This is a genomic window from Mycobacterium sp. (assembly GCF_032161845.1).
Classification (GTDB): domain Bacteria; phylum Actinomycetota; class Actinomycetes; order Mycobacteriales; family Mycobacteriaceae; genus Mycobacterium.
In genome coordinates this window covers 1-16,584 of record NZ_JAVRQA010000358.1, presented here as the reverse complement: position 1 = coordinate 16,584, position 16,584 = coordinate 1, and the positions used below count along the sequence as shown (strand labels likewise).

Annotated in this window: 15 protein-coding genes and 1 pseudogene; 8 read left to right on the top strand and 8 right to left on the bottom strand. The window is 67.4% G+C overall.

Annotation, left to right across the window (positions count from 1 at the left end; translation table 11 throughout):
* The 3 genes from rplL to QOD90_RS19290 form a co-directional block, all read right to left on the bottom strand.
* Positions 1–225, bottom strand: a 225-nt coding sequence (gene rplL / locus QOD90_RS19300) for a 50S ribosomal protein L7/L12 (protein ID WP_526352435.1), incomplete at its 3' end; no start/stop codon positions are given.
* Between the two features lie 60 nt (positions 226–285).
* The gene (rplJ, locus tag QOD90_RS19295; protein ID WP_526352434.1) at positions 286–912 is read right to left on the bottom strand and encodes a 50S ribosomal protein L10; all 627 of its coding nucleotides are present in this window, start codon (positions 910–912) and stop codon (positions 286–288) included.
* A gap of 317 nt (positions 913–1,229) precedes the next feature.
* Positions 1,230–1,658: an anthrone oxygenase family protein gene (locus QOD90_RS19290; protein ID WP_526352433.1), complete on the bottom strand. Its 429-nt coding sequence runs from the start codon at positions 1,656–1,658 to the stop codon at positions 1,230–1,232.
* A 71-nt stretch (positions 1,659–1,729) separates the two neighbouring features.
* Between QOD90_RS19290 and QOD90_RS19285 the strand changes: the two genes are divergently transcribed.
* Complete coding sequence (locus QOD90_RS19285; RefSeq protein ID WP_526352432.1) at positions 1,730–2,068, top strand: winged helix-turn-helix transcriptional regulator; 339 nt, start codon at positions 1,730–1,732, stop codon at positions 2,066–2,068.
* Here the strand turns inward: QOD90_RS19285 and QOD90_RS19280 are convergent.
* On the bottom strand, positions 2,065–3,747 hold the full coding sequence (locus tag QOD90_RS19280) for a glycoside hydrolase family 13 protein (RefSeq protein WP_526352437.1): 1,683 nt from the start codon (positions 3,745–3,747) through the stop codon (positions 2,065–2,067). The two genes, QOD90_RS19285 and QOD90_RS19280, sit on opposite strands and share 4 nt — an antisense overlap.
* A gap of 258 nt (positions 3,748–4,005) precedes the next feature.
* Between QOD90_RS19280 and QOD90_RS19275 the strand changes: the two genes are divergently transcribed.
* From QOD90_RS19275 to QOD90_RS19260, 4 genes are read left to right on the top strand one after another with little or no spacing between them, the layout of a single operon-like run.
* Entirely contained in the window at positions 4,006–5,259 is a 1,254-nt protein-coding gene (locus tag QOD90_RS19275) for an extracellular solute-binding protein (protein ID WP_526352436.1), read from the top strand.
* Entirely contained in the window at positions 5,256–6,185 is a 930-nt protein-coding gene (locus QOD90_RS19270) for a carbohydrate ABC transporter permease (RefSeq protein ID WP_526352431.1), read from the top strand. The genes QOD90_RS19275 and QOD90_RS19270 overlap by 4 nt, the downstream gene beginning before the upstream one ends.
* Positions 6,182–7,015, top strand: coding sequence for a carbohydrate ABC transporter permease (locus tag QOD90_RS19265; protein WP_526352430.1), 834 nt, complete (start codon positions 6,182–6,184; stop codon positions 7,013–7,015). Before QOD90_RS19270 ends, QOD90_RS19265 begins: the two co-directional genes overlap by 4 nt.
* Before the next feature lie 2 nt (positions 7,016–7,017).
* Positions 7,018–8,184, top strand: coding sequence for an ABC transporter ATP-binding protein (locus QOD90_RS19260; protein ID WP_526352429.1), 1,167 nt, complete (start codon positions 7,018–7,020; stop codon positions 8,182–8,184).
* Between the two features lie 12 nt (positions 8,185–8,196).
* Here QOD90_RS19260 and QOD90_RS19255 read toward each other — a convergent pair whose 3' ends face one another.
* From QOD90_RS19255 to QOD90_RS19240, 4 genes are read right to left on the bottom strand one after another with little or no spacing between them, the layout of a single operon-like run.
* Positions 8,197–9,102, bottom strand: coding sequence for an ROK family protein (locus QOD90_RS19255; protein ID WP_526352428.1), 906 nt, complete (start codon positions 9,100–9,102; stop codon positions 8,197–8,199).
* Positions 9,102–9,713, bottom strand: a complete 612-nt coding sequence (locus tag QOD90_RS19250; protein WP_526352427.1) for a DUF7158 domain-containing protein — start codon at positions 9,711–9,713, stop codon at positions 9,102–9,104. The genes QOD90_RS19255 and QOD90_RS19250 overlap by 1 nt, the downstream gene beginning before the upstream one ends.
* Entirely contained in the window at positions 9,710–13,909 is a 4,200-nt protein-coding gene (locus QOD90_RS19245; RefSeq protein ID WP_526352426.1) for a glycoside hydrolase family 38 N-terminal domain-containing protein, read from the bottom strand. Before QOD90_RS19245 ends, QOD90_RS19250 begins: the two co-directional genes overlap by 4 nt.
* Positions 13,910–13,950: 41 nt before the next feature.
* Positions 13,951–14,904 carry a helix-turn-helix transcriptional regulator gene (locus QOD90_RS19240; protein WP_526352425.1) on the bottom strand — a complete coding sequence of 318 codons (954 nt, stop codon included), beginning with the start codon at positions 14,902–14,904 and terminating at the stop codon, positions 13,951–13,953.
* A 61-nt stretch (positions 14,905–14,965) separates the two neighbouring features.
* On the opposite strand from QOD90_RS19240, the gene QOD90_RS19235 reads away from it, so the two are divergent.
* From QOD90_RS19235 to QOD90_RS19225, 3 genes and pseudogenes are all read left to right on the top strand, one after another.
* On the top strand, positions 14,966–15,508 hold the full coding sequence (locus tag QOD90_RS19235; RefSeq protein ID WP_526352424.1) for a DinB family protein: 543 nt from the start codon (positions 14,966–14,968) through the stop codon (positions 15,506–15,508).
* Between the two features lie 2 nt (positions 15,509–15,510).
* The gene (locus tag QOD90_RS19230; RefSeq protein ID WP_526352423.1) at positions 15,511–16,113 is read left to right on the top strand and encodes a DinB family protein; all 603 of its coding nucleotides are present in this window, start codon (positions 15,511–15,513) and stop codon (positions 16,111–16,113) included.
* A 99-nt stretch (positions 16,114–16,212) separates the two neighbouring features.
* A pseudogene (locus QOD90_RS19225) lies at positions 16,213–16,584 on the top strand (hypothetical protein); the annotation flags it as partial.

Sequence of the window (16,584 nt, the reverse complement as noted above, 5' to 3'; positions counted from 1 at the left end):
GACGCCGATCTTCTTCTCGCCGGCACCCTCGAGGATGACGTCGAACTCCGACTGCTCCTCGGCGGCCTCGGCGGGAGCGGCGGCACCAGCGGCGGCTGCAACGGCAACCGGCGCGGCGGCGGTGACGTCGAAGGTCTCCTCGAAGGCCTTGACGAACTCCGAGAGCTCCAACAGGGTCAGTTCCTTGAACGCGTCGAGCAGGTCTTCAGTGCTGAGCTTGGCCATTGTGTGGTCCTTCCACTATTTCTTGATTGGGGGTTCTTGCTTGGGGTCTTGCGGGTTGGTCTATTCGGCGTCGGCCGGTGCGTCGGCCGGGGCCTCTACCTCGGCGTCCGTCGGTGCTTCTACTTCGGCGTCGGTCGATGCTTCTGCGACAGGAGCCGCGGGAGCGCCTTCGGTGGCCTCCCTCTTCTCCTGCAGCGCGAAGACGAGGCGGGCGAGCTGCGATGCCGGAGCTGCGAACAGCGCCGCGGCCTGGCTCGTCTTGGCCTTCATCGCGCCGGCCAGCTTGGCCAGCAGCACCTCGCGCGACTCGAGGTCCGCGATGCGGTTGACCTCGTCCACGGACAGCGCTTTGCCGTCCATGTAGCCGCCCTTGATGATCAGGGCCTTGTTGTCCTTGGCGAACGTCTTGATTGCCTTGGCGGCATCGACGGGCTCACCCTTGATGAACGCGATTGCGGTCGGGCCGGTGAACAGTTCGTCGAGACCCGTCACACCTGCCTCGGACGCAGCGCGCTTCACGAGGGTGTTCTTGGCGACCGAGTAGTTGGCGGACTTTCCGAGGGACTTGCGCAGATCCGCAAGGTTGGCCACGGTGAGCCCGCGATACTCGGTGACGACCGTGGCGGTCGACTCCTTGAATTGCTCGGCGATGTCGGCAACGGCGGTGGCCTTGTCAGCTTTGGCCATGCATGCCTCCTATCTAGGATTGGGTCCGTCGGTCGACCCCAACAGGGTTTGATCCCAATAGGGATTGATCCCAGAAACGACGAACGCCCCGGCGCAGAGCGGCCGGGGCGTGAAGATCCGCCAGCGCATGCCGGCGGGTGCTGCCTCGTCCTCCTGCGTGGGCCGTCCGGGCAATCCCGGAACCTTCAACCGATTTCTCGGTGACCGACGGTCTTCGGTGGAACGTGGAAAGAATACCGTGCTACCCGCCGATCAGCCAAAACGGGCCTTCCCCTCCCTGCACGTGCGGTTTGTGCGCGCAACATCCGGTGCGAACGTCAACGCGCAGAGATCGCGAGGCAGAGGAAGAGGGCCGTCAGCAGCGCCACCCGCAGCCAGTGCAGCCGGTCCCATCGGCGGGCGAGGTCGCGCGACACATCGGCATCGGTCGCCCACTTCCCGATCCGGTTGTTGATCGGAACGAGCGTGGTGACCGTCAGCAGGACGGCGGCCACCATTAGTGCGGCGGCGGCGATCACTAGACCACTTCGCGACAGCACCGCCGCGATGACGAGCGCCACCAGCGTGGCGACGTACCAGAACGGCATGACCGCTCCGAGCAGTCGGCCTCCGTCGCTGCGGAACTGACGGAACGCCGCGTCGGGCAGCTTCGCGACGATCGGATTGCTGACGGCAGCCACCCCGAACTCGACGCCGAGGAGTGGACCTGCGAGCAGTACCGCGATGACTTCGACGATTCCCGACATGAAGTCGACAATGCTGGCTACGCTGACAAGAAACAAGGTACTGACAAATTTGGCAGCACGTTGGAGGCGGCATGGCAGTCTCGAAGAAGGGCGTCAACGAGTGCCCGATCGACGCCGCACTGACGGTGATCGACGGCCGCTGGAAGGGCACCATCCTGTGGCGCCTCGTCGACGGCCCGATGCGCACCGCCGAACTACGGCGCAGCATCCCCGACATCACCGAGCGCATGCTGATCCGGCACCTTCACGATCTCGTCGACGCGGGCATCCTGGATCGGCACGACGCGCGGACGGTGCCGCCGTGCGTGCACTATTCGATCTCGGAGTACGGTATGACGCTCGCGCCCGTCCTCGAGGTCCTGTGTGGCTGGGGACGAAAGCACATGGCACGCAAGGCTTCTGACGCCTAGGACGTCGGCGTCACCAGCCAGGCCGTCGCGTCTGCGGGAAGCTTGGTCGTGGTGCCGGGCACCGATGCCAGCACCACCCTGGCGCCGGCGGGCAAGACCACAGGCGCCTGACCGGTGTTGACCCAGCACTGCGCGCTGCCGCGCCGGAACGCTGCCACCTCGGGTGCGGTCGCGATCCACTCGAGGTCGCCGGAATCCACCCAGACCGCCGACCGCGCAGCCAGCGCCTCGCGGTAGAGGTTGAGCGTCGAGTCGGGATCGCCGTCCTCGACCTCGGCGGTGCGTGCCGCCCAATGCGCCGGCTGCGGCAGCCACGTCTGCACCTCCGGAGTTGGCGAGAAACCAAAGGGCGCAACGTCACCCGACCACGGCAGCGGAACCCGGCAGCCGTCACGGCCGACGTCGGCGCACCCGGACTGCACCCAGATTGGATCCTGACGGACCTCGTCAGGCAGATCCTCGACCTCTTCGAGCCCGAGTTCCTCGCCCTGATAGACGTAGGCGGTTCCCGGCAGCGCCAACTGCATCAGCGCCGCCGCCCTGGCACGACGCAGGCCCACGTCGAGGTCGACAGGCTCCTCAGCCCAACGCGCCCGCTCCCAGTCGGTTTCAATGAGATGGTCAGGCTGCGACCGGGCGTAGCGGGTCACCGTGCGAGTGACGTCGTGGTTGGACAGCACCCAGGTCGGCGGGGCCCCGACGGTCGCCGCCGCGGCAATCGCGTCGTCGACGACCGTCCGCAGAACCTCAGCGCGCCACGGCGCCCGCAAGAAGTCGAACTGGAAGGCGGTGTGCAGCTCGTCGGGACGCAGGTACCTGGCCAATCGCTCGTTGCTCGATACCCACGCCTCTGCGATGAAGATCCGTTCCGGCGCATACCGATTCGCGACGCCACGCCAACCGCGGTAGACGTCGTGCACGCCGTCCTGATCCCAGGCGGGATGAGCGGCGGTGTGCTGGACCAGCGTGGGCGCCGCATCGTTACCGACGCCACCGTCCGGCAAGTCGTCGGCCTTCACCAGCCCGTGCGCGACGTCGATGCGGAAGCCGTCGACGCCCTTGTCGAACCAGAAGGCCAACACGTCCTCGAATTCGACGCGTACCTCCGGATTCTCCCAGTTGAGGTCGGGCTGTCCGGGAGCGAAGAGGTGCAGGTACCACTCGCCGTCCGCCACCCTGGTCCAGGCCGGCCCACCAAAGACGCTCTTCCAATCATTGGGCGGCAGTGCTCCATCGGCGCCCCGGCCGGGCCGGAAGTGATAGCGCTGCCGCGCATTCGGCTCGTCCGCCAGCGCCGCGATGAACCAGGCGTGACGGTCGGAGGTGTGGTTCGGCACGATGTCGAGCAGCACTCGGATGCCGGCCTCGTGGGCCTCGGCGATCAGTCGGTCGGCCTCGGCCAGGGTTCCGTAGGCCGGTTCGATGTCCCGGTAGTCGGAGACGTCGTAACCGGCGTCCGCCATCGGCGACGGGTACCAGGGATTGATCCAGATGGCGTCGACGCCGAGACGCGCGAGGTACGGCAGCCGGTCGCGCAGACCCGCGACGTCGCCGATGCCATCGCCGCTGCCGTCGGCGAAACTGCGGATGTAGACCTGGTAGACGACGGCGGTCTGCCACCAGGATTCGGCGGGGGCCACGGCACTCCTCGTATCGGTTGATCGCATGTCGTTGCGCACTACCCAGATGCGCCTCTTCGGGTGGAAATCGCAGTTCCGCAGAAGGTTTGGGTGGTCGGCAGCGACCGCCGCGACGACTCGGCTCAAGGACAAGCATAGGCAACCCACCCAAACCTGGGTGTGAGGTGTGCCACACTCGGGGGCACGTCGAAACGGCTGGTCGTGACACCCGGCAGCTCACTGATCGACAGACGAGGACGCATGAATCGATTTCAGTTCGCCCGTTCGCGGACACGATGGGCAATCTCGCTGGCCAGCGTGCCTCTCTTGGCCGCCACCTTGTTGACCGGCTGCGGCAACGAAGGTGGTCCCCCGACGCTGACGTGGTACATCCTGCCGGACAACGGCGGCTCGGCCGCGCGGGCCCAAGAGTGCGCGGACGCGTCGGGCGGCGCGTATCAGGTGCGCATCGAGTCGTTGCCGAGCACCGCCACCGCGCAGCGGGAGCAGATGGTGCGGCGGCTGGCGGCGGGCGACACGTCCATCGACGTCGTGAGCCTGGACGTGGTGTTCACCGCGGAGTTCTCCAACGCGGGATTCCTGCGCCCGTTCACCGCCGAGGAGACCGCACGTCTGACGGCCGGGATGCTGCCCGCGCCGGTGAAGACCGGCATGTGGGACGACAAGCTCTTCGGCGCTCCGTACAAGTCCAACGCGCAGCTCCTCTGGTACCGCAAGTCGCAGGCGGCCGCGGCAGGGGTGGATCCGACGAGCGATACCTTCACGTGGGACGAGATGCTCAAAGCCGCTGTCGGCCAAGGCAAGAAGATCTCGGTGCAGGGCCAGCGGTACGAGGGCTACATGGTGTGGATCAACGCCCTGGTGCTGTCGGGGGGCGGTCAGGTGCTGCAGGACGTCGAAGCCGGACGCAATGCGAAGCCATCCCTTTCCAGTCCCGCCGGCGAGAAGGCCGCCGAGATCGTCGGCAACCTCGCCCGATCCAGTGCCGCCCCGGTCGACCTGTCCAACGCGGCCGAAGAGCAGGCCCGGGCGACGTTCCAGTCCGAGCAGGGCATGTTCATGCTCAATTGGCCGTACGTGCTCGCGGCCGCGCGCACCGCCGCAGAGGAGGGCACGCTCGCCCAGTCCGTGGTCGACGACATCGGCTGGGCCCGCTACCCGAGGGTGTCCCCCGACCGACCGAGCGCTCCGCCACTCGGCGGAGCCAATCTGGGGATTGGCGCCTATTCGAAGCACCCCGCGCAGGCCGTTGCCCTCGTCGAGTGCATCAACGCCGAACCCAAGGCCACCAAGTACATGCTCGACGAGAGCGAGCCCTCGCCGTACGCCGCGTCCTACGACGACCCCGGCATCCGCAAGGAGTACGCGAACGCCGATCTCATCCGCGAGTCCATCGCCGACGGCGGTCCGCGTCCGCTGACCCCCTTCTACACCGACGTCGCAGGCGCGATCACCCAGACCTGGCATCCGCCGGCGTCCGTCACCAGCGAAACCCCCGAGAGGACAGATCAATTCATGGCTGACGTGCTGGCCGGAAGGCGACTGCTGTGACGACGGTCGAGAGCCCGCCCGTTCAGGAGACGGGCAAGGCGACCATCAGCGAGCGGGTTCGTGGCGAGCGGCGACTCGGCCTGTACCTGACACTGCCGTCGTACGTGGTGATGTTGTTGGTCACCGCCTACCCGCTGGGCTATGCGCTGGTGTTGTCGCTATACAACTTCCGGCTCACCGATCCGAATGGACGCACCTTCGTCGGGCTGACCAACTTCGGGGTCATCCTGACCGACCCGGTGTGGTGGAACGACTTCGTGACGACGCTCGCGATCACGATCGTCACCGTCGCAGTCGAACTCGTCCTGGGCTTCTGCTTCGCCTTCGTCATGCTGCGCATCGTCCGAGGGCGTGGTCCGCTGCGCACCGCGATCCTGATTCCCTATGGCATCGTCACGGTGGTGTCGGCGTTCATCTGGCGCTACGCGTTCGCCATCGACTCGGGTTTCGTCAACCAGTGGATCAACCTCGTCGACTTCGACTGGTTCGGCGGTCGCTGGTCGGCCATCTTCGTGATCTGCCTCTCCGAGATCTGGAAGACGACGCCGTTCATCTCGCTCCTACTGCTGGCCGGGTTGGTTCAGGTTCCCGAGGACATGCAGGAAGCCGCCAAGGTCGACGGAGCGACCGCGTGGCAGCGCCTGTGGAAGATCACCCTGCCCAACATGAAGGCCGCGATCATGGTGGCCCTGCTGTTCCGCACTCTCGATGCGTGGCGCATCTTCGACAACCCCTACGTGATGACGGCCGGGGCCAACAACACCGAGACGATCTCCTTCCTGGCCTACCGGCAGAACGTCACGCTGGTCAATCTCGGGATGGGATCGGCTGTTTCGGTGCTGCTCTTCCTCAGCGTCGTGTTGATCGCCTGGATCTTCATCAAGGTGTTCAAGACCGACCTGTCCCAGGTCAGGGGCGACCAGTGAACAGCGCCAAGGCCACCCGCTGGTGGACGATCGCCGGCATCGCCATCGTCGTCTACAGCTTCTTTCCGCTGCTGTGGATGATCAGCTTGGCCTTCAAGCCGCCGTCGGACATCGTCTCGGGAACTCCGCAGTTCCTGCCGAGCACGTTCACGTTGGACAACTTCGCCCAGATCTTCAGCAACCCGCTGTTCACCCGGGCGCTGATCAACTCCATCGGCATCGCGGTCATCGCGACGTTCATCTCGGTCGTCATCGCGATGTTCGCCGCCTATGCCATTGCCCGCCTTGAGTTCCGGGGCAAGAAAGTGCTGTTGTCGCTCGCGCTGGGCATCGCGATGTTCCCGCAGGCGGCGCTCGTCGGTCCACTATTCGACATGTGGCGCGGGTTGGGCATCTATGACACGTGGCTCGGTCTGATCATCCCGTACCTGACCTTCGCGCTGCCCCTGTCGATCTGGACCATGTCGGCGTTCTTCCGGCAGATTCCGTGGGAGATGGAGCACGCCGCGCAGGTTGACGGCGCCACGGCGTGGCAGGCGTTCCGCAAGGTGATCGTGCCACTGGCGGCGCCAGGGGTGTTCACCACCGCGATCCTGACGTTCTTCTTCTGCTGGAACGACTTTCTGTTCGCCATCTCGCTGACGTCCACCGACAGTGCCCGCACCGTTCCTGCGGCGCTGGCGTTCTTCCAGGGCGCCTCGTACTTCGAATCGCCGGTGCCCTACATCATGGCGGCATCGGTGATCGTCACCATCCCCGTCGTCATCCTCGTCCTCGTCTTTCAGCGCCGCATCGTCGCCGGCCTCACCTCAGGAGCAGTGAAGGGATAACCATGGCAGCCATCACCATGCGCAACATCGTGAAGAAGTACGGTGACGGCTTTCCTGCCGTCAACGACGTGAGCATCGACGTCGCCGACGGCGAGTTCATGATCCTGGTCGGCCCGTCGGGCTGCGGGAAGTCCACCCTGCTGCGAATGATCGTCGGGCTCGAGGACATCACCTCCGGTGACATGCTCATCGGCGACACCCGCGTCAACGACAAGGCGCCTCGCGAGCGCAACCTGGCGATGGTATTTCAGAACTACGCGCTGTATCCGCACCTGACCGTGTTCGAGAACATTGCGTTCCCACTTCGGTTGTCCCACAAGCACTCCGATGACGAGATTCGGAAACTGGTCACCGAGGCTGCCGACACGCTCGAGCTCGGCGAGCACCTCGACCGCAAGCCTGCCAACCTCTCCGGCGGTCAACGGCAGCGGGTGGCGATGGGCCGGGCGATCGTGCGGCAGGCCGATGCCTTCCTGTTCGACGAACCGTTGAGCAACCTCGACGCCAAGCTGCGCGGCCAGATGCGCACCGAGATCCTGCGGCTGCAGCGGCGCCTCGGGGTCACCACCGTCTACGTCACTCACGACCAGACCGAGGCCATGACGCTCGGTGACCGGGTGGCAGTGTTGAAGAAGGGCGTGCTGCAACAGATTGCGAGTCCGCGCGAACTCTACGACCAGCCCGTCAACCTGTTCGTCGCTGGATTCATCGGGTCTCCGCCGATGAACTTCGTGCCCGCGCGTATCAGCGGCGACCAAATCGAGTTGCCGTTCGTCACCATCCCGCTGCGCGACGAGTGGCGCGATTCGATTGAGGACGGCAAGGTCTACATCGCGGGCATCCGCCCTGGCGCTTTCGAAGACGCCGAGTTCGTGGACGCGGGCAAGAAGTCCCGCGGCGTCACCTTCGACGTCACCATCGACGTGATGGAGTGGTTGGGCAACGAGCAGTACGCCTTCGTCCCGTTCGAGGCGCCCGCCGAAATCGTCTCCCAGCTCGCCGAACTCGCGAACGAGTTGGACAGCGAGCAGATGCGGACCCAGATCTGTGTCGAGCTCGATCCGCTGAGCCGCGTGCGCAACGGTGACCAGGCCACGCTGTGGCTCGACGCCGAGCGCATCCACCTGTTCGACCCGGCCTCGGGTGACAACGTGACCCGCTCCCCTTGAGCGATTTCAGAGTTAGGCGTTGAAGAGGGCTGCCGCGCCGACCAGCCCGGCATCGCCCCCCAGCTCGGCGGGCAGTACGCGAAGGTCTTTGATGAAGTCGAGGCCGGCATAGCGCGTCAGCGCCTTGCGCAGCGGATCGAACAGCAGCGCACCCGATTTCGCCACCCCGCCGCCGATGACCACCAGGTCGAGGTCGCACACCGCCGCGACCGAGGCGATCGTCGTGGCGATGGCCGTCGCACCGCGATGAAAGGCCTTCAGCGCTAGCGCGTCACCCGCGTTCGCGGCGTCAGCGAGTTCCTTCGCATCGGCTTCCGGCGGTGCCTGCCAACCATTCTCCCGGGCCCACCGCGCCAGGTGGGGGCCGGACGCCACGGTCTCGACGCAGCCGTGGCCACCGCAGGTGCAGAGCACCCCATCGGGGTCGACGACGACGTGGCCCACGTGCCCGGCGTTGCCGGTACGCCCGTCGTAGGGCGCGCCGTCGAGCACCAGTCCGCCGCCGATCCCTGTCGACACCACCATGCCCAGCATGAAGTGCGCGCCTCGGCCGGCTCCGCGCCATCGCTCGCCCATCGCCATGCACAGCCCGTCACCGCCGAGCCGCACGGTCAGACCGGTGACGGCCGCCACCTTCTCGACTATCGGAAAGCGTTGCCACGCCGTGATGTTGATTGGGCTGACGGTGCCGGTGGCCAGATCGATGGGCCCTGCAGATCCAACGCCGACACCCCGGACGTCGCCATCGGCCGCGGCCAATGCCTCGATCAGCAGACCCTCGGCCACCGCCCAGATGGCCTCCGCGTCCCGATCCGGGGTTGGCAGTTGTGCGTGGTGAAGAAGGTCGCCATCGGGGCCGACGAGTCCGACGGCGATCTTGGTGCCGCCGATGTCGAGGGCGAGGGTCGAATCGCTCATCAGTGTTTGTGGGTGTTGTCGGGCTGGCGGGGGTCACCGGGATGTTCGTAGCCGGGCGCGAGGTGCACGAGGTCGGCGCAACGGGCATCGACCCAGCGGCGGAACTCGCGGCGGCGCGCCACGGCCAGCAGGTGCTCGGCGATGTCCGGCCGGACGTCGTCCAGGGTGGCCTCGACAGGCCTGCCCCGCCAGCCGCCGACGCCTTGGGCCCGGTCACCGAAGCGAAAGGGGTTGCGGTCGTGGTAGTCCCTGATCTCCGCGTCGCTGACTTCGACGCCAGACGTGACGTGAACGAACAACGCGCGCGCCAACCCGTCCTCGAGGACCGCCGCCGCGACGCTGCCGAGCTCCAGCCGAGCGGCGACATCGGGTAGGAGCGCGTCCTCGGTGGGCGCCCCGTCGGCCGTCAGACCCGCGGCCTTGGCCTCGGCGGACACCACCCGTGCGGTCACCAGCACCTGGGTCAGCCAGCGACGCAGCTGTCGTCCCTCGCTGGTTTCCGGCCGCGGCAGGGCACTGGCGAGCCGCGTCGCACGCAGCCGATCCTCGCTGGCGTCGACCTCGCTGACGAGGACCTCCGCGCCGCCCACCATCGCCGCCACGGACGTCATCGCACCACCACCTTGACCGCAGGTGAATACACCAGGTCGCCTGCGCAGCCCACGCGGATCAGCGCCCACCACTCGCCGGGCTCAATCCACGCGGGTGGGGTGACGTCGAACTCGAGCTCGACCGTCCCCCTGGCGGGGAGGTCGGCGCCGATGATGTTGGGCCCCATCCACTCCCACGTTCCCCACGGGCTGATCAGGTGCGCCTCGACGGCGAGGTCGGCGTACGCGTCGGTGGCGACGGTGACGCTCAGCGTGGCGGTCTGCCCCGCCAGGACATCCACCGCTTCGGGATCACTGATCAATTTGAGCACCCGGTCGTCGGTTGCTCCGACCGCGACGACGCACACGTCCTCGACGACCTGACGCCACGACGCCGGGATGGCGCTGCCCGTAACGCCGAGTTCGGCACGCAGCGGGTAGAGCCCCGGCGCGGTGCCCGGCGGCATCGTCACGTCGACGATCGATTCGAGGAACTCCCCCGGCGGCAGCATGAACGGCAGCTCGTCCATCTCCACCGTCCACCCCGGCGGGCAGATGATCCTCACCTTGCCGTGGAGTGCGACGTCGGTGACGTCACTGACGGCGGTGAGTTGCAGCTGCACGGGTGCGTCGGCATCCACGGCGAGCTGATGCGGGTGCAGGTGGGCGACGGCCGGTAAGCCGCCGAGCGGAGCGGGACCGCGATTGTGCAGCCAGTACCTGGCGTAGAGCGGTTGCGCCGGTTCGGCATCGGGCCCGAGTGTGGTGTCCTCGGACTCGAGGACGCGGGGCAGGTTCAGGTGGGCGCCGAACGTGGCGATCTCGTAGCCGTGCAGCGTCAGACCACCGGATTGATCCTCGAGAGGCTGTTCGAGCAGGTTCAGGCGTTGCGGGGCCGTCACGTTTCGCAGGCCTGAGCGGAGGACGATCTCCGTTGTCCTGCCGTGTGTTTCGACCAGGCGAAGGGCGATGCCGTCGCTCGCGTCGACGCGGCGACCACTGCCGCCTGCAATCGGATTGCCGATGACCTTGAGCGCGCCAAGGGCAACGCCGCGGGCTGGTTCGACTTCCAGCAGTGAGCCCCATGACGGCAGGCCACCGGCGGCTGGGTCGTGGTCCGCGGCGGCGACGAGCAGCGGCTGGTTGAACTCCGCACTGCGGGAGGGGATGTCGGCGTCCCGCCAGTCACCGCCGCCGCAAGCGACGGCGTAGTCGAAGGTGTGCGTCCAGTGCTGCAACTGGAAGTTCGACCCGTCGGGAGCGGTGCGCCGGGGCGGGTCGATCCAGGTGCCGGACGGCCAGCCGGTGCAGGACCGCATGAGCGACGTGTGCAGGGTGCCGTCGCCGTCGACCGCGAAACTCGGAACACCGCGGTTGAACACAACGACGGTGCGCGCCTCGAAGTACTCCAGGTCGCTTGGCGCCGCCTGATCGACGACGATCTCGGCGTCGCCGAGGTCCTCGACCAAGGCGGCAACGCTTGCCCCCAGATCGCCGCCGATGACGAGCACCGGCAGTGCGTGAATACCGCGCAGGTCGGCCCCGGGCACCCAGACGTCCTTGAGAGGTTGGGCGGCGGGAACCCACGTTCGCTCAGCTCCATCGGTATCACTGAGCACCGCGGCGCTGAAGGCGTTGACATCGGGCCCGCCGATGGAGATGCGGACGTCGGGCAGGTTCGAGTCGACCGTGAGGTCTCCGTAGCGGGCGGACGTGGCAGTCGAACAGGTGGCCGTGACGCCCGCTCGCGCGAGAGCCACCATCAGATCGCGCACCAGCGGATTGGTGTCCCCTCCCGGCGACACCACCTCGGCCACCGAGATGGCCCGTACACCCCGTCCGGATCCAATCCCCGGGTCGCTTCGCTCCTGCCCGCCGGATCCAATCCCCGGGTCGCTTCGCTCTCCCCCGCCGGAGAACCGCACCCGCACCATGGACGACAGCCCGAACCACCCGTACGCCGGATTGTCCAGGGTGGCGGGAAACTTCGCCGTGTCAACCGCTTTCGTCGATCCGCGCTCGTGGGTCAGCCCGAAGCCGCGACCGATCACGGCGTCGCCCACTTCGCTGACGGGCATGGCGCCCGGCACGGGGCACGGCCAGCGCAGCCGCAGCATCCGGTCTTCGCCGGTGAAGCCGTCGATCGTCGTACGGCAATCCACCCTGTCGATGCCGTCCCACAACACGACGGTCTGGGTGTAGGTCAGCAGGTTCTTGATGCGGCCGGTGACGACGATCCGCTCACCAAGGGCGCTGCGGTAGCGCTGCGTCGAGGTGGCGCGGGCGCCGGCCGACGTCGTGACCGGGCCCTTGGGCAGCAGATGCCATGGACCCTCCCCTGTCTTCGGATGCGCCGAGTACTCGTCGTAGACGGCAAGTTCGTTGCCGACGCGACCGTCCGCGATCTGTTCGCGGCCGTCGACGGTCAACGAAGACACTCCGCCGCCACGGTCCGGGTCGACCCGGAGTTGGTAGTACTGGTTGCCGATCCCGTCACCAGGCAACGGCTCCCAGGCCGTCGGGGCATCGCCCGTCACGAACCGGTAGGACCGCCAACCCAGAGACGGCACGTCGCGCGCCAGCCAGCTGATCGAGTGCCCGTCATGCTCACTCAGCACCGGGACGGGCTCGCCGTCGGCATCGACGACCGCACCGTCGTACGGCACGTCGAGGTGCATCGTCACGACATCGGTTCGATTGTGCGCCAGCGGGTTCCACACGACGACGGAGCCGTCGACTGCCGTCGACAGCAAGCTGAGCGCGGTGTCGCGCGTCTCGGTTCCTAGTTGCCACGCGTCGCGCCAGCTGGTCAACAGGTCGAGGTACACCTGGTCGGACTCCGAGCCGGTGATGGCGTCGTGGTGCGCACCATAGGCCAGTTGCACCCACGCCTTGGCGAGGGCGGCTTCCGGATACGCTGCGCCAGAGAGCAACCCGGCGAAGACGGCGAACCGTTCGGCCTCCAAGACGGCGTTCTCGGCTGCGCGGTTGGCCTGTTTGGTGTCGATGTACGACACGTCCTTGCCCGTGTAGATCGGGTTCATGTCACGGGTCTGGGGGGATGGCGCCACACCGCGCTCGTCGAGCTCGGCTCGCACCGCTGCGAAGAACTCACTGGGGAGTGCGCAGACGAACCGGGGCCAGGTGTAGCGGGCGTTCCAATCACGGTGAATCTCGGTGACCCACTTGTTCGGCGGCGTGTAGTCGGTGCCGACCGGGAGCAACACGTTGCGGGTCAGGGCGACCTTCTTCATCTTCGAGAACAGTTCGTAAGTGGCGCGTTCGGCGTCCTCGAGCGACGGCGACGAGTCCATCCACCACCCCGCGGCGTAGTGCGCGGGCATGTAGTGCGTCAGCAGGCCGCGCCCCGACGGCGCCATCCACTCGAACTCGCTGGCGAATTGCATGCGTTCGGGGTCGCCACCGTCGGCCATCGGGCCCCACTGGTGGAACGGGCCGCGCGCCCACGAACTCGACGTCAGGCCCGCATCGGCGGCCATCCCCGGGAATTGCGGGTCGTGCCCGAAGACGTCGAGCTGCCACGCCGTCGCCGGGTCCGCGCCCATCACGTCTCGCTGGAACCCGATGCCGTGCACGAAGTTCCGGATCGCCGTCTCGGGGCTGGTGAGGTTGGTGTTGGGTTCGTTGTACGTACCGCCCATCACCTCAACGCGCCCGAGTGCGATCAGCCGCCGAAGGTCGTCGCGGTCCTCGGGGTTGGTGTCCCAGTAGGGCTTCAGGTAGTCGACCTCTGCGAGCACGAACTTGTATTCCGGCTCGCGTCTTGCCATTTCGAGATGGGCGTTGACCAGTTCGAAGCCGTTGGTCTGCCGGCAGCGGCCCGGCGGGTCCTCGGTCCAGACGCTGGTATAGGCGGCCTGAGTGTTCCACCAGACGGGATCGTAGTGAAAGTGGCTGACCATGTGCATGGTCCAGCCGGGCTCGGCGACGACGAACTCGAAGTCCACCGCGCTGCGACCGAAGAGGACCTGCGCGCGGCGCCGTTCGCCGACGACCGGGTCGGTCACGCGCACCGGCACTTCGACGGCGTGGCCGCGGGGCGGTGCCTTCACGTCGCCCACGGTCTGCAGCCCTGGTCCCTCGACGCGCACCGTCGTTGGGTGGGAACTGAATCGGTAGGACACCCGCACCACTTGGTGTGGCTGGTCGGCTGAGCCGGTGAACAGCTCTGTCGACTCCGCCGAGGTGACGTGCATGTCGCCACCCTACGTACGGACGGCACCGGCCCGTGAGCACTTCAGCTGCTGGCCCTGAGGAGGCGTTCGGCCACAGCCCGTACCGCGGCGACCACCTCGGGCGGCTCGAGCACTTCGAACTCGACGCCGGGCAGCGCCAGCCACGGCACCATCCGCTCGGGCTCGTCGGCGCCGGTGGTGACGATGCACGCGTCGGGTCCGTCGGCCTCGATCTCGGCGGATGAGGCCGAAAAGGTCTGCGCGACAGCTTCCTTCGACGCCAGGTACCTGACCTTGGCGACGTAACGGTACGGCGAGGAGGAGATCGCGCGCCGCACGTAGCTGGCTGCGTCCGGCGCCTCCCGCGGCGTGAAGGTGGTGCCGCGCGCGGTGACGTCGGCCATGCGGTCCAGCCGGAGGCTGCGCCAATCGTCGCGGTCGCGATCGAAGCACAGGAGGTACCAGCGTCTGCCCGTCGTCACCAGTTGGTAGGGCTCGAGGCGGCGGTCGGTGGTGTTGCCGCCGCGGTCGACGTATCCGGCCGTCACGTGTTCGTGGTCACGGCTCGCGCGCGCCAGGGTCATCAGCACGTCGGGGGCGACCAGCTCGCCGGACTCACCGGACGTCAGCGTCGTCGTCGCGTCGTGAACGGCAGCAACCTGTGAGCGCAGTCGCGACGGCATCACCTGGTCGAGCTTCGAGAGCGCCCGCAGTGCGGACTCGCCGACGCCTGCCACGCTGCCGCCCGCCGCAACCCGTAGGCACACGGCCATCGCGACGGCCTCCTCGGGATCGAGCAGCAGTGGCGGCAGCGCCGCGCCCGCTCCCAGCTGATAGCCGCCGCCGTGGCCCTTGCTGGCGTGGACGGGATAGCCGAGGTCACGGAGGCGCTCGACGTCACGCCGCACGCTGCGCCCCGTGACGCCGAGCCGGTCGGCGAGTTCGTCACCGCTCCACACTCGGCGTGACTGCAAGAGGCCGAGCAGCTGCAGCACCCTGCCTGTCGTTTCGGACATGACAAGAGTCTGCCGCACTCTTAGGACTGTTTCTGTCCTATATCTCTGCGAGGGTGGTCCCATGAGTACGACGACGACCGACCTCACCACTCACCTGGCCGACCAACTCGACTGGCACTGGCGCAACCAATTGCGGCCCCGGCTCGACGGCCTTACCGACGCCGAGTACTTCTGGGAGCCGGTGCCGGACTGCTGGACCGTGCATCCCGACGGCGGAATCGACTTCGCCTACCCGCCGCCGCAGCCCGAGCCCGTCACCACGATCGCGTGGAGATTGGCCCACGTCATCGTCGGCGTCCTGGCGATGCGCGCCCATTCGCACTTCGGGGGCCCACCCGCGGCCTACGAGACGTGGACGTACGCGACCGATGCCACCACCGCGCTGCGCCAACTCGACGACGCGTATGACAGCTGGATGACCGGCGTGCGCAACCTGACGGCCGACGATCTGGAGCAGCCCGTCGGCCCCGCAGAGGGGCCCTACTCCGAGATGCCGATGCTCGCCCTGGTCCTGCACATCAACCGCGAAGTCATTCACCACGGCGCCGAAATCGCGTTGCTCCGAGATCTGTACGCCCACACCACCACCACCAAGGAGAACTGACCATGCCCGCGATGCCCCCACCCGTTGCCGACGAGCGTCAAGCCCTGCGCGACTACCTATTTCAGCAGCAATATGCCTTCCACGCCTTGGCCTTCGGGCTGACCGACGAGCAGGCGCGCGCAACGCCCACGGTCAGCGCACTGTCGATCGGTGCGCTCATCAAGCACGCGACCGGCTGTCAACGCAGCTGGGCGCAGCGGGTGGCCTCGGCACCCGAGGCTCCGCCGACCGACGGCCGATCCATGGAGGAGCGTCAGGCCGAATACGCCGACGAGTTCACGATGAGGCCCGACGAGACCCTTGCCTCGCTGCTCGAACGGTTCGCGGCGCAGAGTGCCGAGACCCTGCGGCTGGTGGAGACGGCCGACCTCGGCGCGGCGGTGCCGGTGCCGCGGGACGCGCCATGGTTTCCGAAGGACGTCGAGGCATGGTCGGTGCGATGGGTGTTGTTCCACCTAATCGAGGAACTGGCACGGCACGCCGGACAGGGCGACATCATCCGGGAGACCATCGACGGCGCGACCATGTACGAGTTGCTGGCCGGGATCGAGGGATGGCCGGAGACGGATTGGCTCAAGCCGTTCAAGCCGACGGCCCAGGTCTGATCGTTGACTCGCAGCGATTGGTTCACATCGCGGGTGGGTGGGTAAGAGCCCATCAGGTCCCCATTGAGGAGAAACCCACCAACAGAATCGAGTACAGACATGACCGTCGATCGCACTTCCGTTCGTTTCCGTGTCGCTGCTGGAATCGCCGCCGCGTTCGCCGCAGGCACCCTCACCGTGGCCTGCGGTAGCAGCGACAAGGGCTCCGACTCGACCAGCACCACCGAGTCCAGCACCACCACGACGACCACCACGACGGCGCCCGCCACCGAAACCACGATGGCGCCTGCGCCGTCGGGGACCGAGTCGGGTGCGCCTGGCGCCGGTGCCGGGCCGGGTGGTGCGACGGCTGAAGTGCCTGGCGGAACCGGTGCGGGTGCCGGTCCCGGTGGCGCGACGGCGAATGTGCCTGGCGGCGGCGCGGGTGCCGGACCCGGTGGCGCCACGGCAGCAGTGCCAGGGGCCAGCGCT

Coding starts and splice junctions, on each gene's coding strand:
- rplJ (WP_526352434.1), bottom strand. CDS start 912: ATGGCCAAAGCTGACAAGGCCACCGCCGTTGCCGACATCGCCGAGCAA.
- QOD90_RS19290 (WP_526352433.1), bottom strand. CDS start 1,658: ATGTCGGGAATCGTCGAAGTCATCGCGGTACTGCTCGCAGGTCCACTC.
- QOD90_RS19285 (WP_526352432.1), top strand. CDS start 1,730: ATGGCAGTCTCGAAGAAGGGCGTCAACGAGTGCCCGATCGACGCCGCA.
- QOD90_RS19260 (WP_526352429.1), top strand. CDS start 7,018: ATGGCAGCCATCACCATGCGCAACATCGTGAAGAAGTACGGTGACGGC.
- QOD90_RS19255 (WP_526352428.1), bottom strand. CDS start 9,102: ATGAGCGATTCGACCCTCGCCCTCGACATCGGCGGCACCAAGATCGCC.
- QOD90_RS19250 (WP_526352427.1), bottom strand. CDS start 9,713: ATGACGTCCGTGGCGGCGATGGTGGGCGGCGCGGAGGTCCTCGTCAGC.
- QOD90_RS19245 (WP_526352426.1), bottom strand. CDS start 13,909: ATGCACGTCACCTCGGCGGAGTCGACAGAGCTGTTCACCGGCTCAGCC.
- QOD90_RS19240 (WP_526352425.1), bottom strand. CDS start 14,904: ATGTCCGAAACGACAGGCAGGGTGCTGCAGCTGCTCGGCCTCTTGCAG.
- QOD90_RS19235 (WP_526352424.1), top strand. CDS start 14,966: ATGAGTACGACGACGACCGACCTCACCACTCACCTGGCCGACCAACTC.
- QOD90_RS19230 (WP_526352423.1), top strand. CDS start 15,511: ATGCCCGCGATGCCCCCACCCGTTGCCGACGAGCGTCAAGCCCTGCGC.